The 25,102-nt window shown below is 59.3% G+C and carries 27 protein-coding genes and 1 pseudogene; 15 read left to right on the top strand and 13 right to left on the bottom strand.

Going from position 1 to position 25,102, the window contains the following annotated elements:
• Window positions 1-65 precede the first annotated feature (65 nt).
• Entirely contained in the window at window positions 66-950 is an 885-nt protein-coding gene (locus G3572_RS20770) for a 3'-5' exonuclease (protein ID WP_164615462.1), read from the bottom strand.
• A gap of 295 nt (window positions 951-1,245) precedes the next feature.
• Here G3572_RS20770 and G3572_RS20765 point away from each other — a divergent pair, with 295 nt between their 5' ends.
• Window positions 1,246-2,502, top strand: coding sequence for a tyrosine-type recombinase/integrase (locus G3572_RS20765; protein WP_164615460.1), 1,257 nt, complete (start codon window positions 1,246-1,248; stop codon window positions 2,500-2,502).
• A gap of 19 nt (window positions 2,503-2,521) precedes the next feature.
• Here G3572_RS20765 and G3572_RS20760 read toward each other — a convergent pair whose 3' ends face one another.
• Window positions 2,522-3,118 carry a hypothetical protein gene (locus tag G3572_RS20760; RefSeq protein ID WP_164615458.1) on the bottom strand — a complete coding sequence of 199 codons (597 nt, stop codon included), beginning with the start codon at window positions 3,116-3,118 and terminating at the stop codon, window positions 2,522-2,524.
• A 274-nt stretch (window positions 3,119-3,392) separates the two neighbouring features.
• Here G3572_RS20760 and G3572_RS20755 point away from each other — a divergent pair, with 274 nt between their 5' ends.
• The 9 genes from G3572_RS20755 (at window position 3,393) to G3572_RS20715 (ending at window position 9,082) form a co-directional block, all read left to right on the top strand.
• Window positions 3,393-4,394: a helix-turn-helix transcriptional regulator gene (locus G3572_RS20755; RefSeq protein WP_164615456.1), complete on the top strand. Its 1,002-nt coding sequence runs from the start codon at window positions 3,393-3,395 to the stop codon at window positions 4,392-4,394.
• 43 nt (window positions 4,395-4,437) lie between these two features.
• The gene (locus tag G3572_RS20750) at window positions 4,438-4,578 is read left to right on the top strand and encodes a hypothetical protein (protein WP_164615454.1); all 141 of its coding nucleotides are present in this window, start codon (window positions 4,438-4,440) and stop codon (window positions 4,576-4,578) included.
• 120 nt (window positions 4,579-4,698) lie between these two features.
• A complete protein-coding gene (locus G3572_RS20745) occupies window positions 4,699-4,947 on the top strand; it encodes a helix-turn-helix transcriptional regulator (protein ID WP_164615452.1) in 249 nt (82 codons plus the stop codon).
• Window positions 4,944-5,210, top strand: coding sequence for a hypothetical protein (locus G3572_RS20740; RefSeq protein WP_240335670.1), 267 nt, complete (start codon window positions 4,944-4,946; stop codon window positions 5,208-5,210). The genes G3572_RS20745 and G3572_RS20740 overlap by 4 nt, the downstream gene beginning before the upstream one ends.
• On the top strand, window positions 5,207-5,602 hold the full coding sequence (locus G3572_RS20735; protein WP_164615450.1) for a VRR-NUC domain-containing protein: 396 nt from the start codon (window positions 5,207-5,209) through the stop codon (window positions 5,600-5,602). Before G3572_RS20740 ends, G3572_RS20735 begins: the two co-directional genes overlap by 4 nt.
• A complete protein-coding gene (locus G3572_RS20730) occupies window positions 5,599-6,624 on the top strand; it encodes a helix-turn-helix domain-containing protein (protein ID WP_164615448.1) in 1,026 nt (341 codons plus the stop codon). The genes G3572_RS20735 and G3572_RS20730 overlap by 4 nt, the downstream gene beginning before the upstream one ends.
• The gene (locus tag G3572_RS20725) at window positions 6,621-7,280 is read left to right on the top strand and encodes a hypothetical protein (RefSeq protein WP_164615446.1); all 660 of its coding nucleotides are present in this window, start codon (window positions 6,621-6,623) and stop codon (window positions 7,278-7,280) included. The genes G3572_RS20730 and G3572_RS20725 overlap by 4 nt, the downstream gene beginning before the upstream one ends.
• A gap of 85 nt (window positions 7,281-7,365) precedes the next feature.
• Complete coding sequence (dcm, locus tag G3572_RS20720; RefSeq protein WP_164615444.1) at window positions 7,366-8,598, top strand: DNA (cytosine-5-)-methyltransferase; 1,233 nt, start codon at window positions 7,366-7,368, stop codon at window positions 8,596-8,598.
• Window positions 8,599-8,629: 31 nt separating this feature from the next.
• Window positions 8,630-9,082, top strand: coding sequence for a very short patch repair endonuclease (locus G3572_RS20715; protein ID WP_240335669.1), 453 nt, complete (start codon window positions 8,630-8,632; stop codon window positions 9,080-9,082).
• On the opposite strand, the gene G3572_RS20710 is transcribed toward G3572_RS20715, so the two are convergent.
• Together G3572_RS20710 and G3572_RS20705 are read right to left on the bottom strand one after the other, a co-directional pair.
• The gene (locus tag G3572_RS20710; protein ID WP_164615440.1) at window positions 9,063-10,430 is read right to left on the bottom strand and encodes an MvaI/BcnI family restriction endonuclease; all 1,368 of its coding nucleotides are present in this window, start codon (window positions 10,428-10,430) and stop codon (window positions 9,063-9,065) included. The two genes, G3572_RS20715 and G3572_RS20710, sit on opposite strands and share 20 nt — an antisense overlap.
• Window positions 10,431-10,946: 516 nt before the next feature.
• A complete protein-coding gene (locus tag G3572_RS20705) occupies window positions 10,947-11,114 on the bottom strand; it encodes a hypothetical protein (protein WP_164615385.1) in 168 nt (55 codons plus the stop codon).
• 433 nt (window positions 11,115-11,547) lie between these two features.
• Between G3572_RS20705 and G3572_RS20700 the strand changes: the two genes are divergently transcribed.
• Both G3572_RS20700 and G3572_RS22210 read left to right on the top strand, forming a co-directional pair.
• On the top strand, window positions 11,548-11,745 hold the full coding sequence (locus G3572_RS20700) for a hypothetical protein (RefSeq protein ID WP_164615383.1): 198 nt from the start codon (window positions 11,548-11,550) through the stop codon (window positions 11,743-11,745).
• 174 nt (window positions 11,746-11,919) lie between these two features.
• Window positions 11,920-12,162 (top strand): annotated as a pseudogene (locus G3572_RS22210) (transposase domain-containing protein); the annotation flags it as partial.
• 332 nt (window positions 12,163-12,494) lie between these two features.
• Here the strand turns inward: G3572_RS22210 and metK are convergent.
• Window positions 12,495-13,613: a methionine adenosyltransferase gene (gene metK / locus G3572_RS20690; RefSeq protein ID WP_164615436.1), complete on the bottom strand. Its 1,119-nt coding sequence runs from the start codon at window positions 13,611-13,613 to the stop codon at window positions 12,495-12,497.
• Window positions 13,614-13,630: 17 nt separating this feature from the next.
• Window positions 13,631-14,470: an HTD2 family dehydratase gene (locus tag G3572_RS20685; protein WP_164615434.1), complete on the bottom strand. Its 840-nt coding sequence runs from the start codon at window positions 14,468-14,470 to the stop codon at window positions 13,631-13,633.
• Between the two features lie 115 nt (window positions 14,471-14,585).
• On the opposite strand from G3572_RS20685, the gene G3572_RS20680 reads away from it, so the two are divergent.
• From G3572_RS20680 to G3572_RS20670, 3 genes are read left to right on the top strand one after another with little or no spacing between them, the layout of a single operon-like run.
• Entirely contained in the window at window positions 14,586-14,807 is a 222-nt protein-coding gene (locus G3572_RS20680) for an acyl-CoA carboxylase biotin carboxyl carrier protein subunit (RefSeq protein ID WP_164615432.1), read from the top strand.
• Window position 14,808: 1 nt separating this feature from the next.
• A complete protein-coding gene (locus G3572_RS20675) occupies window positions 14,809-16,191 on the top strand; it encodes an acetyl-CoA carboxylase biotin carboxylase subunit (protein WP_164615430.1) in 1,383 nt (460 codons plus the stop codon).
• Window positions 16,188-16,763 (top strand): biotin transporter BioY, encoded by a 576-nt coding sequence (locus G3572_RS20670; RefSeq protein WP_205518841.1) that lies wholly within the window; start codon window positions 16,188-16,190, stop codon window positions 16,761-16,763. The genes G3572_RS20675 and G3572_RS20670 overlap by 4 nt, the downstream gene beginning before the upstream one ends.
• Here the strand turns inward: G3572_RS20670 and G3572_RS20665 are convergent.
• Genes G3572_RS20665 through G3572_RS20635 form a run of 7 tightly spaced genes read right to left on the bottom strand, consistent with a single transcriptional unit; the run spans window position 16,708 to window position 25,100 of the window.
• A complete protein-coding gene (locus G3572_RS20665; RefSeq protein ID WP_164615428.1) occupies window positions 16,708-17,544 on the bottom strand; it encodes an alpha/beta fold hydrolase in 837 nt (278 codons plus the stop codon). The two genes, G3572_RS20670 and G3572_RS20665, sit on opposite strands and share 56 nt — an antisense overlap.
• Window positions 17,537-20,143, bottom strand: coding sequence for an aconitate hydratase AcnA (gene acnA / locus G3572_RS20660; protein ID WP_164615426.1), 2,607 nt, complete (start codon window positions 20,141-20,143; stop codon window positions 17,537-17,539). Before acnA ends, G3572_RS20665 begins: the two co-directional genes overlap by 8 nt.
• 5 nt (window positions 20,144-20,148) lie before the next feature.
• On the bottom strand, window positions 20,149-21,003 hold the full coding sequence (locus G3572_RS20655) for an HpcH/HpaI aldolase/citrate lyase family protein (RefSeq protein ID WP_164615424.1): 855 nt from the start codon (window positions 21,001-21,003) through the stop codon (window positions 20,149-20,151).
• Between the two features lie 11 nt (window positions 21,004-21,014).
• Entirely contained in the window at window positions 21,015-22,091 is a 1,077-nt protein-coding gene (locus tag G3572_RS20650; RefSeq protein WP_240335668.1) for a YeiH family protein, read from the bottom strand.
• Window positions 22,012-23,076 (bottom strand): AbrB family transcriptional regulator, encoded by a 1,065-nt coding sequence (locus G3572_RS20645; protein ID WP_164615422.1) that lies wholly within the window; start codon window positions 23,074-23,076, stop codon window positions 22,012-22,014. Before G3572_RS20645 ends, G3572_RS20650 begins: the two co-directional genes overlap by 80 nt.
• Window positions 23,077-23,081: 5 nt before the next feature.
• Complete coding sequence (locus G3572_RS20640) at window positions 23,082-24,551, bottom strand: tripartite tricarboxylate transporter permease (RefSeq protein ID WP_164615420.1); 1,470 nt, start codon at window positions 24,549-24,551, stop codon at window positions 23,082-23,084.
• Window positions 24,552-24,563: 12 nt separating this feature from the next.
• Window positions 24,564-25,100: a tripartite tricarboxylate transporter TctB family protein gene (locus tag G3572_RS20635; RefSeq protein WP_164615418.1), complete on the bottom strand. Its 537-nt coding sequence runs from the start codon at window positions 25,098-25,100 to the stop codon at window positions 24,564-24,566.
• Window positions 25,101-25,102 lie beyond the last annotated feature (2 nt).

Here is a 25,102-nt window from a genome sequence, read left to right as displayed (position 1 = left end):
CTTCTTAACTCTTTCACACTGAGGGTGAATTTAATCTTGAAGCGCAACCTCTATGGCATCCACAGCTACACTCGTTCGGAGAACCTATTGTAGGCATCGATCCGGCTTTTGGGGATATTTACATCCCGACGGAAGACTTCATTCTTCAAAAATTCCAACTCCGTTTCAAGCTCGGCCTCAAGAACGTCGATGTACCATGCACGAGGCCTGCCATTTGCATCTGCATTCCAACGATAGCTTCGCGCCTTCAGTAAGTCTTTAGTGTCGAATGGCGCACTTTCTGCCCAAACACGCCAAGTAGGGCGCCTGGCCCGTTCCAAGAGCTCAGTCAAAGCCAGACGCCCGCTGCGAGCCAATGGTCGAGCCAAGAGTTCAATCGCAGCAAGACAGTCGCTAGTAGCCCTGTGTCGTTCATAGAAGAAACCAGCGTCGTTTGCGAGATAACTTAGCTTAAAGCCCTGATAACCCTCACCGATCCAATCTATCTGGGTCATCGAGCATGCCCAAGCGACCGAGGCAAAGACGTCGGAAAAGCGCTCGAGGAAACGCCGATCAAATTCGGCATTATGAGCTATTATCAATACAGAACCGGCGGCGAATGCAGCAACTTCTTGTGGATCAATTTTTGCGCCCGCTACCATTGAATCGTCAATGCCGGTGATCGCAGTAATTTCTGCCGGAATTGCCCTCAATGGCTGCCGCATTTTTTGGAAAGGTTCACCCAATGAATAAATCTTGCCGTCTAATCCATAGCTGAACGGCACCATAGCAAGTTCTATAATTTCATGTTTAGATGGATCCAACCCCGTTGTTTCAACGTCAACAAAGAGGCCTCTGCGCGTTACTACTTCATCAGGTATTTCGATCGACTTTCGTTGGGTAAGCCGTCGCAAAACACGATAGTCCCCGCTCGCTTCGAGGGTACGCGCATATTCTTCCAGTTCTTCCATGCTCACTGTGGTGTCCAAAACAATCTTCGCCTTTCCTCAGCTATTTGGCGGGCGACCTTGCTCGTTGTACAGGGGTGTTGGCTTCCTCAAGCTCTTTGAAAGCAAAGGCCTCCACATATCTTGAGCATAGTGTCGAAATCATACTGCTCACAAAGACCACCTGCAACCAAGATGCGGAAAGCTTGTATCCTAATCAATTCCGGTCACCGCCTGCATTCCGGTCCTGTCGCCATGCTTTGCTTGATAAGGGCGCGAATCCACGCCTCATGTCGGACGAGCAGATGGGGATAGATCCATGGTCAACAGGCTGAAACTGAATGAGAAAACCGTCCGAGAGGCTGAGAACCTGGGGCGGGATTACCAGATTTTCGACACCGATGTGCGCGGGTTCTCGATCACCATCTACCCCTCGGGCAACCGGGCCTTCACGCTGGACTACCGGATCGCTGGGCGACAGAGGCGGATGACGATCGGGCGCTGGCCGGAGTGGAACACGGTCGCCGCGCGGGAACGGGCCAAGGAACTGCGACGCGACATTGATGAAGGGATCGATCCTCTCAGCCTGCGCGAGACGTCGCGCGAGGCCCCGCGGGTCAACGACATAATAGCGCGCTATCTGGCTGAACATACCCCGCACCTCGCAGCCCGCAATGCCGCCGACCAGCACACCATCATGCACAAGCTGGTGGCGCCCGACTGGGGCAAGAAGCTGGTTACCGAGATCACCAAGGCCGATGTCGAAAAGCTGCTGACCAAGATCGCTGCAGGCCGGGCTCGCCCCTCGAAGGCCAAACCGAATAACCGGGCCCGCAAGCTGCAGGGGCCGAAGCCCACGCCGGTGCGCGCCAACCGAGTGGGTGAGGTGCTGCGCAAGATGTTCACGCTGGCCATCGGCTGGGGCATGCGACCGGACAATCCGGCCAGCGGGTTCCGCCGTCGGATCGAGAACGAACGCGAACGTTTCCTGACGCCCGAGGAAATCGGGCGGCTGGCCAAGGCGCTGGATGCCGCCAAGGACCAGCGCGCGGCCGGGATCATCCGGCTCTGCATGCTGACCGGCGCGCGGTCGGGCGAGGTGCGACAGGCACGGTTTGAACAGTTCAATCTCGACCTAGGCAGCTGGTCAAAACCGGCGGCGACCACCAAGCAGCGCAAGATCCACCGCATCCCGATTTCGGGCGATGTGGCGGCCATCGTGCGCCAGCGCGCCCTGCTGGTGCCACGCGGCAATCCGTGGCTCTTCCCCGGCGACACGCCCGGCCAGCCGGTCAAGGAAATCCGCCGGTTCTGGATCGGGATCCAGAGCGAGGCGAAACTGCCCGATGTCCGGATCCACGATCTGCGCCACACCTTTGCATCGCTACTGGTCAGCGGCGGGGCCTCGCTGGAAATGATCGGCAAGCTGCTGGGTCACACGCAGATGCAAACGACCCAACGCTATGCGCACCTGATGGACTCGCCGCTGCGCGACGGGGTCAATGCTGTTGCCAGCATCTTCCGGCCCCGGCCCCAGCTGGTGCACGATGCCGATCAGGAACAGAAAAGCGCCTGAACGGCAGGATCGGTGTCAATCACTCCCGTTCTCGCAGCGCCCGCCAAATCGGCGCGACCTTCTTCCGCGTCGTGCTTTCCTCGGGGATTTCACCGTTGGGCGAGTTCTGGGCAAACCAATCCTGCACCTCCGCGATCAGTTCGGCCTGCGTTGCGGGCACACCTTGATCGTTGATGCGGCGAAACAGCATGATGGTCATGCCCTCCCAATCGTAGCGCGGCGCAGAACCCGCTGACCCGGCGGGGCGCCGCAGCAGGTCGCGCTCGTCCTCGAACTTCTGCACCTCCTCGGCCAGCAGCATCAGATCGGTGATCTTGATGACCACGCCATCCGTCGGTTCCGTGATGTATTGCCACTCTGCGCTGCCCTGCGGCCGGATGCGATAGATCCGGCATTCCTCGTCGCTCGGGCCATGACGGCGGAACATCCGCATCATGTCGGCGGCGCTGACCACCACAATGCCCGCCACCGGCTGCTTGCCGCAGATCACCGAAGCGATGCTGGTGACCAGTGTCAGATGGTCGGTTGCGGCCCATCCGGCCAGGTCGGCAGCTGCACAACCCCAACGGGCGGATGTCTCATTCAAGGAATAGAAGGCTCTCGGCGGCAGGCTCATGGGTCGTGCGTCCTTACTTCATTCAGCGACACCCGGGTCAGCACCGGGCATGGCAGGGATCGCGTTGCCGAACAGCAGCTTGCCAGCAGGCCCGCTGTCCAGGAACACGTCTCAAGGTGTCTTCAAACAGCCATGTCTGGAGATCCGGGTGAAAAACACCCCGGTGATCGGAAACACGCACAGGTGGAATCGGCTTGAGCTGACCATAGCCAGCCAATCGCTTTTGAAGCGAATTGTCGTTAACGTCCCTGTCAGGTTCGGTCAGGGATGGAAGATGGACAACAAACGTCTGGGCAAGGCCCTCGACATCATGCGTTTGGCCGAAGAGGCGGCCGCCAGGCCGGGCGGCATCAGCCTGGTCCAGATCGTGGACACCTTCGGCGTGACCCTCCGCACAGCCCAGCGCATGTCACGGGCGCTGGAGGAGGCGTTTCCGATGGTGCAGACCCGCACCGACAAGGAACGGCGCAAGTGGTGGCAACTGCCCGACAGCCGCCTGCTGCACCTGCAGGGCATTCGCGACAGCGAATTGTCAGCGCTGGAAATGGGGATCCGTCGCGCCGAGCGTGATGGTGCAACCACTGAGGTTGCTGCGCTGACCTCCCTGCGCAACCGTTTGCTTGCCACGATGCCCCCGACCTTTGCCCGCCGCGCCGAGGTGGATGCCGAGGCGGTGCTGGAGGCCCGAGGTCATGCCTGCCGTCCTGGGCCCCGCGCGCAGTATTCGGCGCTTGTCCTTGGCGCGATCGACAACGCGCTGAAAGGCCCGTTCACGATGCAGATCGATTATGCCGGTGCGCAGGATGCCGCGCCACGGTCGCGGGCGGTCGAGCCCTACGGCGTTCTCTTCGGCATGCGCGGCTATCTGATCGCCCGCGAGATCGACAACGGCGGCAAGTATCGGCATTTCCGGCTGGACCGGATCAGCCGCGCCAGCCTCCTGCAGGACTCCTTCGTGCGGGATCCCGGCTTTGATCTTGGCAGGCACGCCGCCAAGGCCTTCGGGTCGTTCCATTCCGACGATGAGTACGGACCGGTGGAGTGGCGGTTTGCCCCCGCAGCCGCCGATGTCGCACGGACCTTCGGCTTTCACCCCGATCAGCAGGTTCAGGACGAGGCCGACGGCAGCCTGACCGTTCGGTTCACCGCCGGGGGCTGGCTGGAGATGGCCTGGCACCTCTATCAATGGGGTGATGTGGTCGATGTGATCGCCCCGCCGGAACTGCGCATCCTCGTCGAGGCCCACCGTCGCAGCGATTTCCCTTCACTGCCCTGACACCGGCACGCGCGTCCTGTCCCGCGCCGCCCGGTGTAGCGCAATGATCGCCGTTGAAATCCGAACTGCATCGCTTCCTGCATGGAGCAGCGGGATCGATCTGGTGTTGGCAACCGGAAATGGCGGAATGGCGCTGGACGGCCTTTCCGATTCGCATTCCGATTTTTCGCTCAAATCCCAATGAAACAAGGACCGGAATTGCCCGCCGCGTCCCAATTCCGGTCTCTGCCTAGGTTCCGGTCCTTACCGTCTGCTTCCCTCGCCCCGTCTCCGGCCTCTGCCGGGATCTGGATGGGAGACCGTAATGCAGACCACAGCCCCTGCACCGCAGGACCAACCCCTAAACCTACTGGCTGACTGGATCAGCCGCGAGCAGCTGGCCGGTGAACTCGGCCTTGCATGCGACACCCTCGCCCGCTGGGAGGCCCGCCAGCTCGGCCCGCCCTGCACGAGGATCGGCCGCAAGGTGCTCTACCGGCGCACCTCGGTCCAGGACTGGATCAGCGCGCAGGAACAAACCCGCCCGGCCCGGACACAGCGGGGGCGGAAATGAAACAGCTCCTGTCCCGCCCGCCCGTTGTCCCGACCTCGGCCACCGGCGACTGGATGCACGACCGCCTGACCGAGGCGCGCGGCGTCCTGGCTGATACCACAAAGCATCCGGAATCCTTGGTGATCCTCGCGGCACGTGTCGTTGTCGGCCAGACCGACGATGCACGCGAATGCGGTGATGCGATCGAAATGCTGCGCCTGCTGGACCGGCGCCCCTTGCATGCCATCGCGGCGGCAGTTTTTCCGAAAGGTGGTGCGGCATGAACCGGCGCAGCACACCCGAGGCCGATGCCCAGCGCGCAATCGTGCAGGCCTTGCGCTTCGCCCTGCCCCGCGACGCCATCGTCCATCACTGCGTCAACGAGGTGACCGAGGCCGGGCCCCGCGGTGCAAAGCGTCAGGCGATCCTGGTCGGCATGGGTGTCCATGCCGGGTTTGCCGACCTGATCGTGATCTCCGGCGGCCGCGTGCTGTTCCTTGAGGTCAAAAGCGAAACCGGCCGATTGCGCAAATCGCAGGAGGTCTTCCGCGACACCGTCTGTTCGCAGGGTTTTGGCTGGGCGCTGGTCCGGTCAGTCGACGATGCGCTGGGCGCGCTGGCCGACAATGGCTTCACCAGCCGCGCGCAGCGCCCCATGCGGAGGGCCGCACCATGAGCCATGATGCCACCAACTGGGCGATCCAGCGGCGCGGGCTAAAGCCGACGACCAAGATCGTGCTCTGGCACCTCTGCGACCGCTTCAACCCCGACTTCGGTTGCTTTCCTTCACAGGACCGGCTGGCCCATGATTGCGAGATCAGCCGCTCCACCCTGAACGAACATCTCGACCGGCTGGAGGCGGAACATCTGCTGCGCCGGGTACCGCGCATCGATCCCGTCACCAAGCGCCAGCTGCCGACACGCTACATCCTGGGGTTTGAGGAAGGCTTTGCACCACATGATCCCGAGCCATGTCCGGAAACCGGACACGGGTTTTTACTTTTCGGCCATGATGCTGAAACTGCACCTGAAAAAGGCAGCATCCCTGCTGATCTGCCCGAGCCGTGTCCGGAAATCGCACACGGCAATCCGCAAGAACCCGTGTACGGTTTTTGCCCTGACCCGTGTCCGGAAAATGCCCAAAGCCGTGTCCGGAATCCGGACACCAACCTTGTAAGAGAACCACTACGTAAACCAGTAAAGGAGGAGGAGGACGCAGGCACGCGCGAGGCCGATTTTGATCGGTTCTTCGCTGAACTGCTTACAGCGCTGGGCTTCGCCGCCAACGCCACCCTGCCCGCTTGGTGGCAGGGCTGGCCAGCCAGAACCCACGTTCGCCGTTGGATTGACGATATCGGGTTGTCGCGGAAGCGGATCATCGAGGTCGCCATCGAGACCCGGGCCGATCATCCGAACCCGCCCGATGGCCCCAAAGCCCTCGACCGGTTTATGGAACGTGCCGCCCAGCGCGACTCGCAGACGGCCATCGCAACCGCCAAGGGCCAAAAGGCCAAACGGCGGCGGAAACGCGAAGAAACTCCTCGGCTCAGCGACGACGAGAAGGCGGCGTTCTACGCCAAGATGGTCAACGCGGACGGCTACCTGCCTGTCAGCGCGATCAACAACAGCATTCGTGATTTGATGCTGGTGCGCGGCTTGGTCACGCCCGAACGGCTCCGATTGCGGGGCGTGCGATGACCCTGCAGCGACAAATCTGCCGAACGGGCGGAACGCGAGTGAAACGCGCGCATGGCGTGCAGGCGGCACTGGAATGGGCATTCCGCGTTGAGCAAGCGCAGCTTGAATTGCCGCTGCCAGACGAAATAGCTGAGGAAGGCTTCGGCTTCGGCCTTGAATACGTCCTGCTGCAACGCGCCGCTCTTGGCTGCAAGGTCGACGGTGGCAAGCACAAGATGGGCAGGTGCTCCCATCCGGACGCCGAGGTGATCGCCGCCACAGTCGCAGGCTTGCCCGACAGTCTCGGCGGCATCCGCATGGCGATCCAGTTGGCCGAACTCGCGCGTGCTGGCATGACCCCGGACTGGATGCCCGGCGCCGTGCCACGCTGCGTGCCGGTCGAGACCAAGCGAAACCAGCACGGCGAACGCGCGGCCACCATCGTAGTCGGCACCGAGCGAGTGAAGACGCGCGGCAAGTTGCGGACGGTCGAGGTGCTGGCATGCCCCATCACCTGGCGGCCACATCCGGAGCAGATCGCATCCGCCCGGCGACGCTATGAGGATTGGTGGTTGGCGCTGAGCTGGGTGCGAGACGGGCTGGCAGAGGGCGGGATGCTTAGGGAAGTCGAGATGACGACGGCAATGCCGAAGTCGCAGCCATGGATCAAGCGGTGATGGCGCTTCGTTGTTTTTATTCTGTTCTTGCGTTTAGGGATGCTTAGACGCATGGTGTCAGAAAAATTCCCAGAAGAGGGCGTCCATGACCGAGTTTTCCGAACTGCTGATCAAGGCAGGTTACACTGTGCAAGAAGCCGCAAAGGCGTTGGGCTACTCGGAGGGTCATATATACCGCTTCAAACGGGGGGAAGAGGCACCTAGGGACTCCGTGATGGAGCTCTTACGCATGAAGGTTGCCGCCCGCCGCTCCGGTGATACTGGATCCGGTACATTCACCTTCGTCGACCTCTTCGCCGGAATTGGAGGCCTTCGGAGGGCAATGGAAAGCGCAGATGGCCGGTGCGTATTCACTTCTGAATGGGATAGGTTTGCCCAACAGACCTACTTGGCCAACTACCCGGACAACCGGCCCATCGCCGGTGACATCACCGAGATTAAGGCGGAGGATATTCCCGAGCATGATGTTCTTGTTGCAGGGTTTCCTTGCCAGCCATTCTCGATAGCCGGGGTTTCCAAGAAGAACGCGCTGGGCAGACTGCACGGTTTCCAAGACGAAACCCAAGGAACCCTTTTCTTCGATGTTCTGCGCATCTTGAAGGCTCACCGACCGGCCGCGTTTCTTTTGGAAAATGTTAAGAACCTTAAGAGCCACGACCGTGGTCGGACTTTCGAGGTTATTCGACGCAAGCTTTCCGAAGAACTGGGCTACAGCCTGCACACGATGATCATCGACGCGGCCCACTTTGTCCCGCAACATAGGGAGCGGATCGTAATGGTTGGCTTCAGAGAGAAGACCGCTTTTTCGTGGGACGACCTGCATCTTCCGGCTTATGGCCATCAGAAAATGCGTAACATCTTGCACCCAGCCGACGGCTCCGAGGCACCCGAGGGCCACTATACGCTTGGACCTGACGCGCTTGTGAACGAAAAATTCACTCTCACGGACAAGCTTTGGCAATATTTACAGGACTATGCGGCCAAGCACCGCGCAAAAGGCAATGGCTTCGGATTTGGCCTCGTCAACGGTGACAGCATCTCACGCACGCTGTCGGCGCGCTATTTCAAGGATGGTTCCGAGATCTTGGTCAGTCGAGGGCTTGGAAAGAATCCCCGCCGACTTACTCCGCGCGAGTGTGCACGGTTAATGGGTTACGGAGATGACTTCCGAATCCCGGTTTCGGACACGCAGGCGTACAGGCAGTTCGGCAACTCTGTCGCAGTCCCCGTTTTTGCCGAAGTCGCCCGTATCATGAAGCCGCATATTGAAGCAGTCATAGAGCGGGACAATCGGCAGGTGGCTCTTCGGGTTGGCTGACGTCCACAACAGCGAAACCCGCAGCCGGAATATGGCCGCCATCAAGAGCGGTGACACGAAGCCGGAAATGATGATCCGGCGCGGGCTTCACGCTAGCGGCCTCAGATTTAGGCTGCATGACAGTCAGTTGCCCGGCAAGCCAGATATGGTTCTTCCCCGCCATCACGTTGTGATTTTCGTAAATGGTTGCTTCTGGCACGGCCACGACTGTTCTATGTTTCACTGGCCAAAAACACGGGCCGAGTTCTGGCAAGCTAAGATCGGCGGCACCGTGTTCCGCGATCAAAGGAACCGAGAAGCTCTTGTAGCCCTCGGCTGGCGCATCGGCACAATCTGGGAATGTGCTGTGAAAGGCCCGAAGCGGCAGGAGATCGAAAAGCTGCTGGACCATATGGTTGCTGCCATCCTCGACCCGAGGAACGCACATTTTTGGTTTCAGGGCGGTGGCGGTGACCTCGACAAGGTCATCCTCCATTCAGTGTGATGAACCGAACATCATTGTAAATCTCCTTGGCAGCCGAGTGGATGTCATTGACGCGCCACTGCGAGCGCCGCTTGTTCAAATGCAGTCGCCCTGGACAATATTTTGGCGCAGGGTCCAAGAATAGCGTTCCGTTGTACAGCGCTTCGAAAAGTTGCTCGGCCGAAGTTTCCCGACACCACATGATGCTTTCAGAGAACTTAACATCGTATTTGTACCCGATGCCAAGGAGCGCCGGGTCTTTGCAGTCTTTTTTTACTGCCGGAATATAAACTGCCTCGTTGTGCTTGGCGGTCCAGCAGTTCAGGATCCGCTCGAGGCTCCAGCCAGCAGCCAGCGTGCCAAAATCATCGATCAGGGCCAGATGGACGTCCTGATCAGCGCTGGCCGCAAGCGACTTGCCGCGTTCATGGTTCATGATTTGGAGTGTCAGACCGCTTTTCGGGCAACGGACACCAACCCTATGAATGCCCGTCAGTCGCCAGTTGCCATCATTGTCCTGATAGCCAAACGTAGTCATGAAGTGGGTGAAGTCATCCGAATAGGCACCCATATCTGGCTCAGGTGTAAAGAGCGTGACTTTGTTCTGAGTATGGGTCTTTAGTTCAATTCCCTCGAAGTCCCCATGTGAATTGCTGTTCGGGTTGATGCCGAGCGCATGCTCTAGCGTATATCCGCAGACCTGTGTTCCGTTGAACGGCAAGGTCATTCCCATCGCGTCGAGTCGACAGCCCGGAAGCAACTTACCGACAGCGCCTGCCAGCAATGCCTGAAGTCGTACGTCGGCGGTCTGACGAAGGCGCAGGTGCTTCCAGACACGGGAGCCAGGGGCAGCTGGTAGATTTGAGACCTCATCGCAAAAGGCTGCGCCTGGATCAGCGACCATTACGGCCAGTGCTTCACCACCGCCGCGGCGCCCAAGAACAAGGTAACGGGGAATTTCAGGATGCTTTTTTGTGAACTCCACTGACATTGCAGCGGGCATCGTATTCTCGGAGGTCTGGAATCCGCTGAGCCGGGTTTCCGGATACTGCGCATAAATGATCATCCGAACACCGCGTGCAGCGACCTCACCTCCATCCTGCCGCAGCCAGCTGAAACTCTTGAACACGGCCTCTTGGATTGCCTGCCCTTCAGTCCGTGCGCCCTTCTTTTGACTGGAAGACGAGCCACGAAGTCGGAATTCCAAATCGAACAAGGGATACAGCGGGCGGAAGTCTGACCCAGAGTAGACTTGGTTCTTGTCGTTGTGGTTCTTGCTGAGTGGCTTGATCAACGCTTCACTGACACCATGCGCAGCGAGAACGCCTCTCAGATCCCCAAGGGATTGCGGATAATATTCGAATGACATCGACCACTCCTGTGAAATTCTATTGCTTCACAAGGTAGGTAGGTCACTCCGCAAGGCGCCACAACCCCTTCGCCGGGGCCAAAACCAAGCAAAAATTTCTAACTATATGATTATAATCACTATATTTTTTTTACGTGTGCATTTTTAAGTCCAAAGTCGCTAAGCTTGCTATGCGCTCAACTGCTAAGCCAGCCCAGCACGACCTTGCCGCCCTTTTGCGGCGGACCCTGCCATCGAAGATGGTAGCTCAAAGGAAGTCCTTCATCTGACTTTCGCTTCTGCCCCCCCTTGGCATGGTTCCTCCCCGGCCCCGAATGTATGCGGGGGGGCGCAGCGCAGCATTTCGCTAGCGACAAGCACTTTCACCGGGGAATCCACCTGGAATCCACCTCGCGGGATCCAGGCCCGAAAATCACCTAATATCATTAACTTATGAAATCACGACCTGAGCGTGCTGGATTCTTTTGCGGAATCCAGAGAATCCACCACGCGGAATCCACCCACTTCGGAATCCACCTAGCGGAAGCCAAAGCTTGCAGGAGTTTGGCGTGCCATCTGGAGACGGCATCGGTCGCACGAAGCGCCCGCCAGTCCGAGTCCAAAGCCTTTCCAGATGCTGCGTAGCAGGTCGCCTTGATCGTGCTTGGACAAGAGCTCGGACAGGTCCATGTTGGTCTTGGTCATCGGGGTCTCCGTGTGATGCGTGTTTGAAGCGTCGAAACTCCACCTCGTTCATACACCTCGATGGCCACCTCGCCCTACACCACGTCCGTGGACGCTACCCGGCCACCCCCCTTGGCAGTGGCAGGGCATTATCGAGGCGCAGGGCCGCGGCGCTGAGTGTAGTTGTCTGTATTTCTGTGAGTTTCGTCATGGCGGCCACCATGCTCGAGACGCGCAAGTTGCCTCCCTGCTACAACCAATCAAATGGATGAATTATGCGCCGACCTGCCACTCCGGCAAGGTCAAGCTCCACTGATCGATGCGAGACGCGCAGTTGCCTTTCGCCTGAGCTATGCGCTTCACGCATGACAGGAAGACCGCTTCGCTGCATTGCAGCAGGCCGAGTAAGCGACTAACTTGGTACCGTACGGAATTGCCAAAATCAGGAGGCCCTATGGCCACGCTTCTCCTCAAAACACCGTCGTTTGTTCACAAAAGCAGCGGCGCACTCAGAGGTCTGGTGAACTTTGTTGCACTGTGCCGTGCCGCGGTTGAAGCTTCGAAGGCGATAGAGAGTCGGCGTAAACCTGCTGCTAATGTGCTTGTAAGACTCGGTATAGCACCAGATTCTTTTGCAGATTACACCGCCTGAGATCAGGCGGACCTATTCGCAGGGGCGGCCAGATAACAACGCGAGCTCACAGCTCATAGTCAAAACGGCATGCCCGCTTCTTCGCCCTCCGACGCTCCTGTGCCGACAAATCAACCCTACCATGACAGGGCGGGAATTGCTTGCCGATCCTGGGGCGCCGCGGGCAACATGCCCGATAACAACACCGTTGAACGCACCATCTGTCCCGTTGTCCTGAACCGTTAGAACGCCCTCTTCGCCGGACATGACGCCGGAGCCGACAACTGGGCCGTCATCGCGTCGCTGATCGAGACCTACAAAATGAAGGGCGTCGATCACCACGCATGGCTGTCACCAACGCTCACCGCCATCGCCCAAGGGAACAAGCAGAGCCAGATCGACAACATGCTCTCGTGGAAATACACTGTCACGGTCTAATCGGGCTTGCACTTACTGCCGCCTTGCCGCCGCGCTCGAAGATGCCTGCGGCACTCTCCAGCAGCGGCCGTTTCCGTTGATGGATCATCGTCGGATGCACGCCATACGCGGGGCCATGTCCGACATGGTGCGCTCTCCCGTCACGGCCTCCAACGCTACCCGCGCAAAAAAGGCTGCATCGTGGTTCCTGCGCTTCAACATGTCCTGTTCTCCTCATGCTTGACCCGCAGACGTAGGATCGTAGCTTCCGTCACTGTCGAGATTTCGGGGAGGCGCTCAGAATTTCGAAGCTGCATTATTATTAATTTGGCCGGAAGCGAGTTTTCACGGGATCATGCAGCCAGGCCCTCCTCCCACGAAAAACCTGCTTGGCCAAAATGTCCAAAGGACGCAGTCTTACGAAAGCACGGGCGAGTCAAACCCAGCCGGTCAATTATCCGGCGCGGACGCATCAGTTCCGGAAGATTGACGCCGCACTCCCGGTAAAGATCGGCCGGGAAAACGCCACGTTCAACATTGAATGAGATCTCGATAGGTTCAGCCACTCCGATTGCATATGCGACACGAACTTCGCAGTCCTGCGCCCATCCTCGGGCAACAACATCCTTGGCCAGCTGACGCGCCGCGTAGGCTCCTGATCGATCAACTTTCGTTGCATCTTTTCCTGAAAATGCCCCGCCGCCATGACGGGCGTAACCCCCATAAGTATCCACGATAATCTTGCGCCCAGTCAGCCCGGCGTCAGACTGTGGCCCGCCGACATGAAATGTGCCGGCCGGGTTGAGGTGGAATACTGTTTCATCTGTAATCCAACCGCCAAGAGCCGGACGAGCAATTTCCTCGCGCAGCATTTCGCGCAAATCCTCGATTGCGAGGTCCGGTGAGTGCTGGGAAGAAATAACGACGTGGGAGACATGCTGCGGGCGTCCGCCCTTGTAACGTACAGTCACCTGAGACTTGGCATCCGGTCCAAGAAGCATTCCGACAGGAGTTCTGCGTAGAGCGTGGTGTTGACGCATAAGTTGGTGTGAAAGTTGAATCGGAAGGGGCATGTATTCAGGCGTATCGGTACAGGCAAAACCGAACATGATGCCTTGATCGCCTGCACCCGTGTCGTCCTGGCTTACACCACTGCTGATTTCGGGTGACTGGTGACTTATCTGCCTTACAATGCGGATGCGGTCAGTATCGACTCCCCACCGCCCATCTGTATGGCCAATATCCCGCAGGACATCGCGGGCAACCGCTTCGAAGTCAAACTCCGCAAGGGTGGTTAACTCACCTATAAGGCAAAGGAGATCACCCTTGATCGCCGTTTCCATCGCAACGCGCGAGCCAGGGTCTTGGGCCAGACAAGTATCCAAAATGGCATCTGATATCTGGTCACAAATCTTGTCCGGATGTCCGGCGGACACACTTTCGGATGTGAAAAGACCGCTATGGATCTGCATTTGCGCCCCGCCCCCTGTCAATGGTCAAGCTCTGCAGTGCCGCTCATTCGTAAAACACCGATCTCGTCGCGTATCCATAAATCACATCCACCTTCTTTTTCCCGGCCCTCTGCAAACACTGTTTCGCCGGTAAAAACGGGTTGAACCCCCCGAAAGCTGAATCGACGGATCTTGGGACCAGCGTTGGCTTTGCAGGCCTCCAGCATCAATGTCGCAAGCAACTGACCCTGCACGATCACACCGGCGTAGCCTTCCACGCCGGTCGCATAGGCGCGGTCGTAATGAATGCGGTGCGCATTGAAGGTGACAGCCGAATAGCGGAACACCATAGTTTCATCCGGTCGATGACAAACCGTCCAGGCCGGTGTCTTTGGGGCCTGCTTGCTGGCGGGCGCAGCCGAGTTGGCGGGCGGGTGGTCCCTGTAAACCAGGGTCTGGTTTTCTTCCAGCAAAAGTGTTCCGCCGCTCTCGTACCGGTTTGCAACCTTTACGAAAACCAATGCGCCGCTTTCGCCCTGCTTCAATGAAATATCCGCGATTTCTGCGGTCTTGGTCACGTCCTTCCCGATCAGCAAAGGCGCGTGAAACTGAATGTCACTGGCCGCCCACATGCGGCGTGGCAATTCTACGGGCGGCAAAAATCTTCCCCGCTTGGGGTGGCCATCAACATCGATCCGCGATTGATCAACCGTTGGTCCGAAATACAGCCACTGCGACAGCAGTGGTGCCTCACTGCCGGGGACGCAGGGACCCGACTGGTCGAGCAATGCCTGCAAGCCTTCAACCGGCCAGGCATCTACGAAGGCATCTCGTCTTTCGGTGCGCCCCAGCCAAGGCATCAGATTGTCGATATCCATTGGTGCATCTCCCTCATCTACGCCTGATGCTTGACATATTCGTTGTTGTTATTGCAACTACTAAATTCGTTGCCTATGATGCGACGATAGGCAGGCGATTGCAGAGGAGTACGAAATGACCATCATCAACATAAAGACCGAGATCACAGGCAATATTTGGAAGATCGAAGCACAGGTTGGCCAGAAACTTGCCGAGGGCGATACGATCATGATTCTCGAGTCGATGAAGATGGAGATCCCCGTTTCCGCGACCGAAGATGGCGTTCTCGTCGAAATCCTTGCTGAGGAAGGCGCAACAGTCACCGAAGGCACTGTCGTTGCCCGCATCGAGGCGTGACATGAAAAAGCTCCTTGTTGCCAACCGGGGCGAGATCGCGCGTCGTATCTTCCGCTCTGCCCGCGATCTTGGAATTGCCACCGTGGCCGTCTATTCCGAAGCCGACGCGAACGCAGCGCATGTCGCCGACGCGGAAGAAGCACTGGCCATCGGCCCTGCTGCCGCGCGTGAAAGCTATCTGGACGTGTCCAAGGTGCTGGATGCAGCTCGGCAATCCGGCGCAGATGCAATTCACCCCGGGTACGGTTTTCTTGCAGAGAACGCCGATTTCGCCGAGGCCGTCATTGCTGCCGGACTTACTTGGGTGGGTCCGACGCCAGAGTCCATCCGCGCGATGGGTGACAAGCAGCGCGCCCGGGATCTGGCCAAGGCGGCCGGTGTCCCGATCGTGCCGGGTTCCGGCCGGTTCCTTCCAGGTGAAACCGAAGGCGTTGAAGCTGCCGGAGCCGAGGTTGGCTATCCCCTCCTTGTCAAGGCTGCGGCGGGTGGCGGCGGCATCGGCATGCGAAGGGTGGATGATCCGGCAAAGCTGCTGGAAACCGTGGCTGCAACGCAATCAATGGCGGGCAAGGCGTTTGGTGACGGCTCGGTGTTTCTGGAGCGATTTGTGCCAAAAGCCCGGCATATCGAAATTCAGGTCTTTGGCTTTGGTGCTGCCGGTGCTGTTCATCTTTACGAACGCGACTGCTCGCTGCAACGGCGCTTTCAAAAGGTTATAGAGGAAAGCCCTGCCCCCGGATTGCCGGATTCTGTGCGTGCGCGCATGACGGCAGCAGCGGTCGCCCTGTGCCGTCACACCGCCTACAGCGGGGCTGGCACTATAGAATTCATCGTGGATGCCGCAAGTTTCGAATTCTTCTTTCTAGAGATGAACACACGGATCCAGGTCGAACATCCGGTGACCGAAATGGTGACGGGGCAAGATCTGGTCTCGATGCAGTTGCGCTTTGCATCCGGGGCACTGCACGGCGTGCCGCAAGCCGACATCGGTTGTCAGGGCCACGCTGTAGAGTGCCGACTCTATGCAGAAAACCCAGCCAAGCATTTTATGCCATCCCCCGGCACCCTATCGGTCTTCAGTCTTCCCGCTGATATTCCAGGTTTGCGCATCGACAGCGGGTATCGTCAAGGTGACAGCGTCACGCCATTTTACGACCCCATGATTGCGAAGATAATTGTACATGGGGCGACCCGCCATGAAGCCCGGACCAACGCCGCAAAAGCGTTGCGTGAGATGTCGGTGCAGGGGTTGCAAACCAACCGCACCTTCCTGATCGCCTGTCTGGAAAATGAAAGCTTTGTCACGGGTGACGTGTACACAAGTTTCATCGACGAGCACAGAATTGACCTGCTGAGTGCGGCAGAAGAGGAGATCGCATCGTGACAACCCAATCTTCAATCGCTGATAAACTCTGGACTCCACAACAAGGGACGATGGGCCTGTTGCGACAAATAGCACTCGTGCTAGTCGGAACAGCGGTGATTGCACTGTCGGCCCGCATTCAGGTGCCAATGTGGCCTGTGCCAATGACCCTACAAACCTTGGCCGTTTTGTTGATTGCGCTCAGTTTTGGTGCGCGCTTGGCCGCTGCCACGCTGGTCGCTTACCTGCTACAGGGCGCTGTTGGCATGCCGGTCTTCGCGGGCGGCGGCGGCATTGCCTTTCTCATCAGTCCCACGGCAGGTTATCTGTTCGGGTTCCTCGCTGCCGCTGTAATTGTGGGCATTCTTGCTGACCGTGACTGGCACCGCAGTGCTCTTGGCACGCTGGCCGCCGTGGGTGTTGGAACCATTCTCATCTACACGCTCGGTGTCGGGTGGCTGGCCGTTCATGTGGGCCTGACACAAGCAATTTCGCTTGGCCTCATTCCCTTCGTCGCCGGAGACTTGGTCAAGATCGCTATTGCAGTGATGATCTTACCGCAGGTCTGGTCACTGGTGGAAAAGGTGAGGTGAGCATCGGCAGAAGCGCCTTAGTAAACCTGATTGGTGCATCATAGGCCACCCAGTGGCCTGCCCCTTTGATGAGCGCGACGGGGCAGGCAGGATCACATCGACGCAAGATATTGATGCGGTACTCAAGGTCGGAGTTTAAGATGGCGTCGCTGGTCCCCCAGATGGCACCAAGCGGCATCTTTAGGTCAGCCAGAGTATCGCGCAAGATTGGCTGGTTCGACCAAGGTCGGCTGTTGAGGCGCGCTAGTTGTGCATTGGCAGCCTGCAGACGGATGGTTTTTACAGTGATCTTTCCAGTCAACATCAGGACACGCAGATTGTGTGCATGAGCCGCAGCCTGATCAGCCTCGGAAAGCCCTCGCCAGCTTTGCAGCGAAAGACGCAGAGAGGTTGGCAGGCCAAAACCACTCGCCCCCACAAGGATCAATCGACGCACACGATCTTTGGCAAGTGCCGCGATGCGCGCGGCCACAAGCCCGCCAAAGGAAAAGCCAACCAGATGAAACGGCTGATGTCCGATCAGGCGTTCAATTCCCTGGATCAGCGCCCAGGCCAATGGGTCGATGTTGTCTTTCAGGCCGACCCGATCAGAGCCGCCAAAGCCAGGCATGTCAGGTACCAACACGTGATGATGCCGGGCAAGCGTGCCCATATTGCGGACCCAGTGGGTCCACGATCCGGCACCCCCATGCAAAAGAACGACGGGCTCGCCTGTACCCCCTGTTCGCCAGACCATTGACCCGCCGCAATGCGGCGTCCGGCTAATCGCAAGCTCAGGCAACGGTGTTGGGTCCCGCGTTCTTCACAAACTGCTTGCGGATCATCGGCAACAGGCCGCCTTCGTTCAGAAGTGCCACTTCGGTCGGTGAATGAGCTTGTAGACGCAGGGGGAACCGCAAACCGCCGGTCTCCACCGCCAGCAAGGCACCAGGTGAAAGACCGCCCCTTGGAATATCGATGGTCAGCACCTCGTCGCCCGACACCCCCAGATCGCGTCGGCTCGTGCCATCGACAAAGGTCAGAGGCAGCACGCCCATACCAATCAGATTGGACCGGTGGATGCGCTCAAAGCTTTCCGCCAACACGGCGACCACACCCAACAGCCGCAGTCCTTTGGCCGCCCAGTCGCGTGACGAGCCAGCGCCATAGTTGCGGCCCGCCATAATGACCAAGCCGGTGCCGGATTCTGCGTGGCGCTGAGCAACGTCCCAGACGCTTGCGACGTCAGACCCCAAGCGCGCAAAATTTCCGCGTTGACCGCCCATAAATTCGTTCTCCAGCAGCGGGTTGTCGAACATGCCCCGCGCACAGACCTCCGGGATGCCGCGCCGCAGACCATAGTTGCCAAGCTTTTGCACCGAAGTGCCACGCTCGGTTAGCCACCGTCCGGCTGGACTGTCGGGCCGGATCGCCGCATTGGGCGAGATGTGGTCCGTGGTGATCCCATCCTTCAGGGACAAGAGCGCGCGCAGGCCGTCCAGCTTTGCGCCAGCTTCAAACGCAGGGGGCAGCATGGCAAAGGCAGAAGGCTGAATGAACAGGCTACCCGGGTCCCAGGGAAATCGATCTCCGTCCGGTGCCGTCAGGCTTTCCCAGGCATCGGTCGTCTCCATGCCGGTGTCATACGAATGCCGGAACGTGGTTGCAGTGACGTGGCCATCCACAAGCGCTGCCACCTCGGCCGGATCAGGCCAAAGGTCGCGCAGATAGACCGGCACCCCCTGCGGCGAATGCCCCAGCGGGCTTTCGGCAAGGTTGATCGATACATTTCCCGCCAGCGCCGCCGCAATGACCAAGGGTGGCGATGCAAGATAGGCAGCCTTGATCGCCGGATGGATGCGCCCCTCGAAGTTGCGATTGCCCGACAGAACGGCAACCGTTGCCAATCCCTCGCCGTCGATCCGCCTTGCCATTTCAGGCAAAAGCGGCCCGGAATTGCCGTTGCAGGTCGTGCAGCCATAGCCGACGGTCTGAAAGCCCAGAGCATCAAGAAACGGTGTCAGACCAGCTGAATCAAGATAATCCGTCACAACGCGCGACCCCGGGGCAAGCGATGTCTTTACCCAAGGTGCCGGGGTCAAGCCCTGCCTGACCGCGTTCCGCGCAAGGAGACCGGCAGTGATCATCAGGGCGGGATTGGCCGTATTGGTGCAGCTGGTGATGGCTGCAATGGCCACGGCACCGTGGCCGCTGTCCGGCCCGGCAGTGCCTGCGATGTCAAGTTTGAGCATGCGCTTATCAAACGATGCGGGCACTTGTGCAAGCGTCACGCGCTGCTCGGGACGCTCGGGCCCAGCCATGCAGGGCTCTACCGTCGAGAGGTCAAACACATAGTCGGAGCTGTAGACCGGCTGACCATTCGCCCAAAGACCTTGGGCCTTGGCATAGGCCTCGATGCGGGCCAGATGCGGCTCCTCCCGCCCCGTCATGCGCAGATAGTCAATCGTTGCTTCATCGATGGGAAAGAACGTGCAGGTCGCGCCGTATTCAGGCGACATATTGGCAATCGTCGCCCGATCTGCAAGCGGAAGCTGTGTCACCCCTTCGCCATGAAATTCGACAAAGGAGCCGACGACGCCCAAGCTGCGCAGCATCTGTGTGACATGAAGCACCAAGTCGGTCGAGGTCGTGCCCGGACGCATGTCTCCGATCAGCCGCACCCCGACAACCCTTGGCGGCGAAAGCTCCAGCGGCAGTCCCAGCATGGCAGCCTCGGCCTCGATCCCTCCAACGCCCCAGCCCAGCACACCAAGCGCATTGACCATGGTTGTATGGCTGTCAGTGCCGATCATGGTATCGGGACGGGCCACACCGGCGCAGACCCGCACAACCGGACTAAGCCATTCCAGATTGACCTGATGCATGATCCCCCGGCCCGGAGGGATGACACGAAAGTTGTCAAAGGCGGTCTGGCACCATTTGATAAAGGCAAAACGCTCGCGGTTGCGGTCCATTTCGGTCTGACGGTTCAGCGACAGCGCGGCTGCGGTGCCGCTGAACTGGACCGCAAGGGAATGGTCGACCACAAAATCGACCGGGATCACCGGATCGAGGCTGCGGGGATCCCCGCCTTCTGCCGCAATGGCATCGCGGATTGACGCCAGATCGGTCATCAGGGCCACACCCAGAAAATCTTGAAGCAACGCGCGACCCGGAGCAAAACTGATGCCCTGGGCGGGCCCTTCGCCCCGAAGCGCCGCAATTTCCGCCCGCGCCTGCGAGAGCGGCAAACGCCACAGAATGTCTTCGGCCAGAACTTTCAACGATCTGGGCAGCGCTGACAGTGGCCCAACATCCGGTTCTGCCGCAGTCAGGCTGAGGTAAGTCAGATTGGTGCCGGCCAGCGGCCTGAGATACCGGGGGTTCGCGCAATCTACCATCTTTTTCACCCTCGCGTCACAGTGGCCAACATTCGCTGCGCCATTTCTGCGTGCAGACGCTCGACCATGCGCCCCTCCAGACGCACGACGCCAAGGCTCTGGTTTTCTGGCAGGTCGAACAGATGCGCGATGCGTTCGGCCCAGGCCAGTTCATCCGGGCCCGGCGAAAACACCTGGTTGCAAGGCTCGATTTGGCGGGGATGAATGAGGGTTTTGCCGTCGAACCCCATCTCCCTGCCCTGCCGACATTCGGCCTCAAAGCCCGCGGCATCCTCCAGATCGTTGAAAACGCCATCAATGATGTCCAGCCCGCTGCTGCGCGCGGCAATTAGACAAGTGGCAAGCCAGGGCTGAAACGCCCTGCGACCCGGCAAGAGCGTGGCGCGCGTCTCTTTGGCCAGATCATTGGTGCCCATCACCATGGCGGCAAATCCGGGCACCTCGGCCCGTGCCGAAGCGATTTCGGCGGCGGCCAGAATGGCCTGCGGCGTTTCCATCATGGCCCAGATCGCCATCGAACGCCCTGCCCCAAGTCCGGCCTGCACGGCCACAACATCGGCACGCGATGAGACCTTGGGCACCAGAACGGCGTCTGCCTGTGTTCCGACGAAGGCTGCAAGATCTTCCTTGCCCCATGGCGTATCAAGCCCGTTGACTCGCACGACCACCTCGCGCGTGCCAAAGCCCCCTTCGGCGACGGCACGCAGAACGCTGTCACGCGCCTTTGCCTTTTCATCAGGTGCGACCGAGTCCTCCAAATCAAGGATCACCACATCCGCAGGCAAACTCCGCGCTTTCTCCAAAGCGCGAGGGTTGGAACCGGGCATGTAGAGGGCGCTGCGACGTGGGCGGAATGGCATCAGGAATCCTTTCAGACAAGAAGAAGAATGAGCACGGCCAGCACGGCAAGAAACACCGTCTCGCCCACCACAACGGCAAGGTTCACGGGCCCCAGGGCAAACATCGCCTGAAGCGAGGTCTTGATGCCCAGCGCTGCAATTGCCGCGACCAGAAACCAACGTGACGTGTCGACCATGAATGTTGCGACACCCGTCGGGATCAGGCCAAAGCTGTTGGCAAACAGGATCGCGACGAAAGCCACCGTAAACAAAGGCCAAGGCACAGAGCTGCCGTCAGCGCGTCCACTGCGGGTTGCAAGAACCGCCAGCAGCACCACAACCACTGGAAGCATGGCGACCCTCAGAAGTTTCACATAGGTTGCGATGTCGCCGGTTTCGTCGGAGACCGCATAGCCAGCACCGACGACCTGTGCGACATCATGTATGGTCGCCCCAAGCAGAACGCCGACCTGTTCGGTGTCAAATCCCAGTGCCGTGAAAATCATCGGATAGAGGATCATGGCAATGGTGGACAGTGATGTCACAGCGATTACAGTGAACAGCGTGTTTTGCTCGTGATCAGGGTCTTTGGGCAAAACCGCAGAAATGGCGAGGGCTGCCGATGCGCCGCAGATGGCCACTGCCCCCCCTGTCAGCACGCCGAATGTCCATCGCCGCCCCAACAGCCGGGCAATCAGCAGGCCAAACCCGATGGTTGCCACGAGGCAGATCAGGACCAGTGCGATCGGGCCAGCACCAAGGCTGGAAATCTGGGTAAAGGTGATACGCGCGCCCAGCAACGCAATGCCCCAGCGCAGCAGTTTCTTGGCGGTAAAGTCGATGCCAGGCATGCATTTCTCGTCCGCAGACAGAAAGTGAAGCGCCATGCCCAACAGCAGTGCAAACAGCATGACCGGTGCGCCATAATGGTCGGCTAAAAAAGTGGCAGCAGCGGCGACGGTAAACGCAACGGCAACCCCCGGCGCAAGGCGGGGCAGCGCCAAACGCAGTGGTTGCAGGCGTGGATGGTCAATGATCGTCGTCACGACGTTTCCTCTCTTTAAGGACCGCAGTAGTGCCATTCGCGTTCTCGTGCAGCCTTTCGGCAAATGCGTTGCCCAGCAGGCCACGTGTCAGCTGATAGGCAGCCACGATGGCGGCATCCGCGCCCACGGCGCGGGCGGTAAGAACCATCTCAGCCGATCCCCCGGTTGCAAGTCCCAGCACAAGGGTCACCGGCTCTGCTCCCGCCAAAATTGCAAGGCCGACCGCGAGACCAGCCATAAGCGCCGCGTGAACCAGCATCAGCGCCGCCCCGGCGGTCAAGGCACGCGGCAGGCGACGCACTGTCTCGCGCTTCAGGCGCGCTCCGAGACTGAGGCCGAGCGCGACCTGTGCAACAGCAAGCAGACCTTGCGGTTCCGAGGCTGCGACCAGTCCCGCACCCGAAAGCACCGCAACGCTTGCCATCGGACCTAGAAACCAAGCCGAGGGAAGACCCAGACGCGACCCACCCCAGCCAGCCAAAAGCGCGCAAGCCAGTCCGACAGCCAAGGAGACGGTCCACGCGCCTTGATCGGGGTCGGCCGAAAGCCTGGCCCCGCCGTCCAGCGCAAAAATCAGTGGCGGCAGCAAGAAGACCACCAGCATCACGCGCATGGCGTGAAAGGTCGCCACCGCCCCCACATCGGCCCCGTGTTTGCCCGACAAATCCGCCATTTCCGAAATCCCGGCTGGGATCATCGAGAAGTGCGCTGTTACCCTGTCTACCGCGCCCAGACGCGACAACGGACCCGTCAGCAGCATGCCGATGGCGATGGAAATGCATGCACCGATGGGGATCACCACCAGATGCCAGCCAATGCGCTGCGCAATGTCGGCACTGACCGTCAGGCCGACCGAGGTGCCCACCACCAGTTGGGCAAGCCGGTAGGCAGGCCGCGGAACAAAGACAGGTGCAATGGCCAGAGTGTAAATCGCCGTTGCAATCGCAGCCCCGACCAGCCAGGCAAGAGGCAGATCAGCAAGATGTGCCAGAGCACCGCCCGCCGCCGCGACTGTGACGGCGAGAAACAAGTTTCCGAGACCTTTCATGTCAGTCACTTTGCCGCACGGCGACCCAGCATGGGTGAGACCAGAACCAGGACCGCAAGTGCGATCAGCACAGCCGTAATAGGTTGGCTCAGGACGGTCAGGAAGTTGTCGTTTGCAGTGATCATTGCCCGTCGCAGGTTTGCTTCCAACATGTCGCCCAGCACTAGCGCCAGCACGATGGGTGCCGGGTGGATATCGCACCGCCGCAAAACGTAGCCGATCACGCCAAAAATGGCGGTGACCATCATCTCGAAAGTGTGGTTAGCAGCAGCATAGGAACCAAGCATAGAAACGGAGGCTACGATTGTTGCGATGATCGGTCGAGGAATCCGCGTGATCTGGACCCACAGCCGAGCTCCGAAAAGGCCCACCACAACCATGATCGGCAGACCAACGAACAGGGCGACAAAGATCGAGTAAGGAATTTCTGGGTTATTGGTAAACAGTAGCGGACCCGGCTGCAAACCCTGGATCGTCAACCCCCCTATCAGCACTGCGGCACTGGCCGAGCCTGGGATTCCCAGCGACAGCAGAGGTGCAAGAGCACCCGACACCGCGGCGTTGTTAGCCGACTCTGACGCCACGATTCCTTCTGGATTTCCGGTTCCGAACGTATCTTTCGTCGGGGACAGGTTCTTTGCGACCCCATAGCTGATCAAAGACGCGATCGACGCCCCGGCACCTGGCACCACACCGACGAAGTATCCGATAAGGGACGAGCGCACGACAGTGGCCTTGTAGGGGGCCAATGCCCGGAACGACGCCGAGGCCGAGGGTGTATGCTTGATCGGCATGATCTTCTGGTTTGCAGTCTCCAGCATTACAAAGACTTCAGACAGAGCGAACAGTCCAATCAGCGCAGGCAGAAACGGAATTCCGTCAATTAGCAGATAATCGACAACAAATCGTTCTGAGCCCCGGATCGGATCAATCCCGATGGTAACTACGACCAGCCCAAACATCAGACCGATGACGGCCTTGAGCGTCGACCCAGCGCTGAGCACGCCAATCAGCGACAGACCGACGACTGCAAGTGCGAAATACTCTGCTGGACCGAATGCCAGCGCCGCCGAAGCCATCAGCTGAGCCGATAATACGAGAAGCAGACCACTGATTAGGGCACCCGCACCGGAGGCCATGATCGACAGGTTTAGTGCTTTACCTGACTCGCCCCTTTGGCTCATGGGGAAGCCATCAAAGGCAGTGACAGCCGCCGCTGGTTGACCAGGAGCATTGACAAGAATTGCCGGAATCCCTGCGGAGTAGTCTGCGGCCATATAGATCGTGACCATCATGACGATTGCCGGAATGGGTTCCATCCCGAAGGTAAACGGGATCAGCAAAGCCATGCCAATGGAAGATGTCAGCCCGGGCATCGCGCCGACGAAGTAGCCGACGAGCACGCCGGAAACCAACGCGAGCAGGACCTTGATCGTAAAGACAAGGCCTAGCGCCTGAATGAAATTCTCAATCATGGTGCGTTCCAATCATGGCAAAGGGGTGCCCAGAAGCATCTCGAAGACACCCTTGGCCAAAAGGAGGACGACAGCAGTTGTGACAACAAGAGAAAGAGGTCGGCGAATTCCGGCAACCACGCCAAAGATCGGCACCCAAATCACGGCGACGATGTAGTAGCCGAACGCTTCCACGGCGAATGGAAAGGCAACAATTAGAACCATGCCGATGCCAAGCCAGACCGGTCGCTGGAAAACCACATCGCCGCGTGCCCCCCTGCTCGAAACTGTGAGCCCGATCTGGATCGCCGATAGCAAAATCAGCAACGAGCCGGTGATCATCGGAAAGGTTCCCGGATCAAAGGCTGCATTGCTTGTTGGCAGTCTTAGCGCCCCGACAACAAACCACAGCCCCAAGACAAGCAAGGTGCCGCAGACAAGCCCATCGAACAGCGCCGCGGGTATCCTTATTTCGTCCTCCGCTACGTCCGGTGACGCGCCGGGATCATCCGGGCCGGATGGTATGGACGCCGGCTTTACGCCGGCGCCTTTCTTGTCAAAAAGACCCATGG

Source organism: Pseudotabrizicola algicola, from assembly GCF_010915705.1.
In the GTDB taxonomy this organism is placed as follows: domain Bacteria; phylum Pseudomonadota; class Alphaproteobacteria; order Rhodobacterales; family Rhodobacteraceae; genus Pseudotabrizicola; species Pseudotabrizicola algicola.
The sequence above is the reverse complement of the archived record's forward strand: the minus strand, read 5'-3'. Positions and strand labels throughout refer to the sequence as shown.

Bases quoted from the DNA above. Each gene is read 5' to 3' on its own strand.
- G3572_RS20770 (WP_164615462.1), bottom strand. From the start codon at position 950: ATGGAAGAACTGGAAGAATATGCGCGTACCCTCGAAGCGAGCGGGGAC.
- G3572_RS20765 (WP_164615460.1), top strand. From the start codon at position 1,246: ATGGTCAACAGGCTGAAACTGAATGAGAAAACCGTCCGAGAGGCTGAG.
- G3572_RS20760 (WP_164615458.1), bottom strand. From the start codon at position 3,118: ATGAGCCTGCCGCCGAGAGCCTTCTATTCCTTGAATGAGACATCCGCC.
- G3572_RS20755 (WP_164615456.1), top strand. From the start codon at position 3,393: ATGGACAACAAACGTCTGGGCAAGGCCCTCGACATCATGCGTTTGGCC.
- G3572_RS20750 (WP_164615454.1), top strand. From the start codon at position 4,438: ATGATCGCCGTTGAAATCCGAACTGCATCGCTTCCTGCATGGAGCAGC.
- G3572_RS20745 (WP_164615452.1), top strand. From the start codon at position 4,699: ATGCAGACCACAGCCCCTGCACCGCAGGACCAACCCCTAAACCTACTG.
- G3572_RS20740 (WP_240335670.1), top strand. From the start codon at position 4,944: ATGAAACAGCTCCTGTCCCGCCCGCCCGTTGTCCCGACCTCGGCCACC.
- G3572_RS20735 (WP_164615450.1), top strand. From the start codon at position 5,207: ATGAACCGGCGCAGCACACCCGAGGCCGATGCCCAGCGCGCAATCGTG.
- G3572_RS20730 (WP_164615448.1), top strand. From the start codon at position 5,599: ATGAGCCATGATGCCACCAACTGGGCGATCCAGCGGCGCGGGCTAAAG.
- G3572_RS20725 (WP_164615446.1), top strand. From the start codon at position 6,621: ATGACCCTGCAGCGACAAATCTGCCGAACGGGCGGAACGCGAGTGAAA.
- dcm (WP_164615444.1), top strand. From the start codon at position 7,366: ATGACCGAGTTTTCCGAACTGCTGATCAAGGCAGGTTACACTGTGCAA.
- G3572_RS20715 (WP_240335669.1), top strand. From the start codon at position 8,630: ATGGCCGCCATCAAGAGCGGTGACACGAAGCCGGAAATGATGATCCGG.
- G3572_RS20710 (WP_164615440.1), bottom strand. From the start codon at position 10,430: ATGTCATTCGAATATTATCCGCAATCCCTTGGGGATCTGAGAGGCGTT.
- G3572_RS20705 (WP_164615385.1), bottom strand. From the start codon at position 11,114: ATGACCAAGACCAACATGGACCTGTCCGAGCTCTTGTCCAAGCACGAT.
- G3572_RS20700 (WP_164615383.1), top strand. From the start codon at position 11,548: ATGGCCACGCTTCTCCTCAAAACACCGTCGTTTGTTCACAAAAGCAGC.
- metK (WP_164615436.1), bottom strand. From the start codon at position 13,613: ATGCAGATCCATAGCGGTCTTTTCACATCCGAAAGTGTGTCCGCCGGA.
- G3572_RS20685 (WP_164615434.1), bottom strand. From the start codon at position 14,470: ATGGATATCGACAATCTGATGCCTTGGCTGGGGCGCACCGAAAGACGA.
- G3572_RS20680 (WP_164615432.1), top strand. From the start codon at position 14,586: ATGACCATCATCAACATAAAGACCGAGATCACAGGCAATATTTGGAAG.
- G3572_RS20675 (WP_164615430.1), top strand. From the start codon at position 14,809: ATGAAAAAGCTCCTTGTTGCCAACCGGGGCGAGATCGCGCGTCGTATC.
- acnA (WP_164615426.1), bottom strand. From the start codon at position 20,143: ATGGTAGATTGCGCGAACCCCCGGTATCTCAGGCCGCTGGCCGGCACC.
- G3572_RS20655 (WP_164615424.1), bottom strand. From the start codon at position 21,003: ATGCCATTCCGCCCACGTCGCAGCGCCCTCTACATGCCCGGTTCCAAC.
- G3572_RS20645 (WP_164615422.1), bottom strand. From the start codon at position 23,076: ATGAAAGGTCTCGGAAACTTGTTTCTCGCCGTCACAGTCGCGGCGGCG.
- G3572_RS20640 (WP_164615420.1), bottom strand. From the start codon at position 24,551: ATGATTGAGAATTTCATTCAGGCGCTAGGCCTTGTCTTTACGATCAAG.
- G3572_RS20635 (WP_164615418.1), bottom strand. From the start codon at position 25,100: ATGGGTCTTTTTGACAAGAAAGGCGCCGGCGTAAAGCCGGCGTCCATA.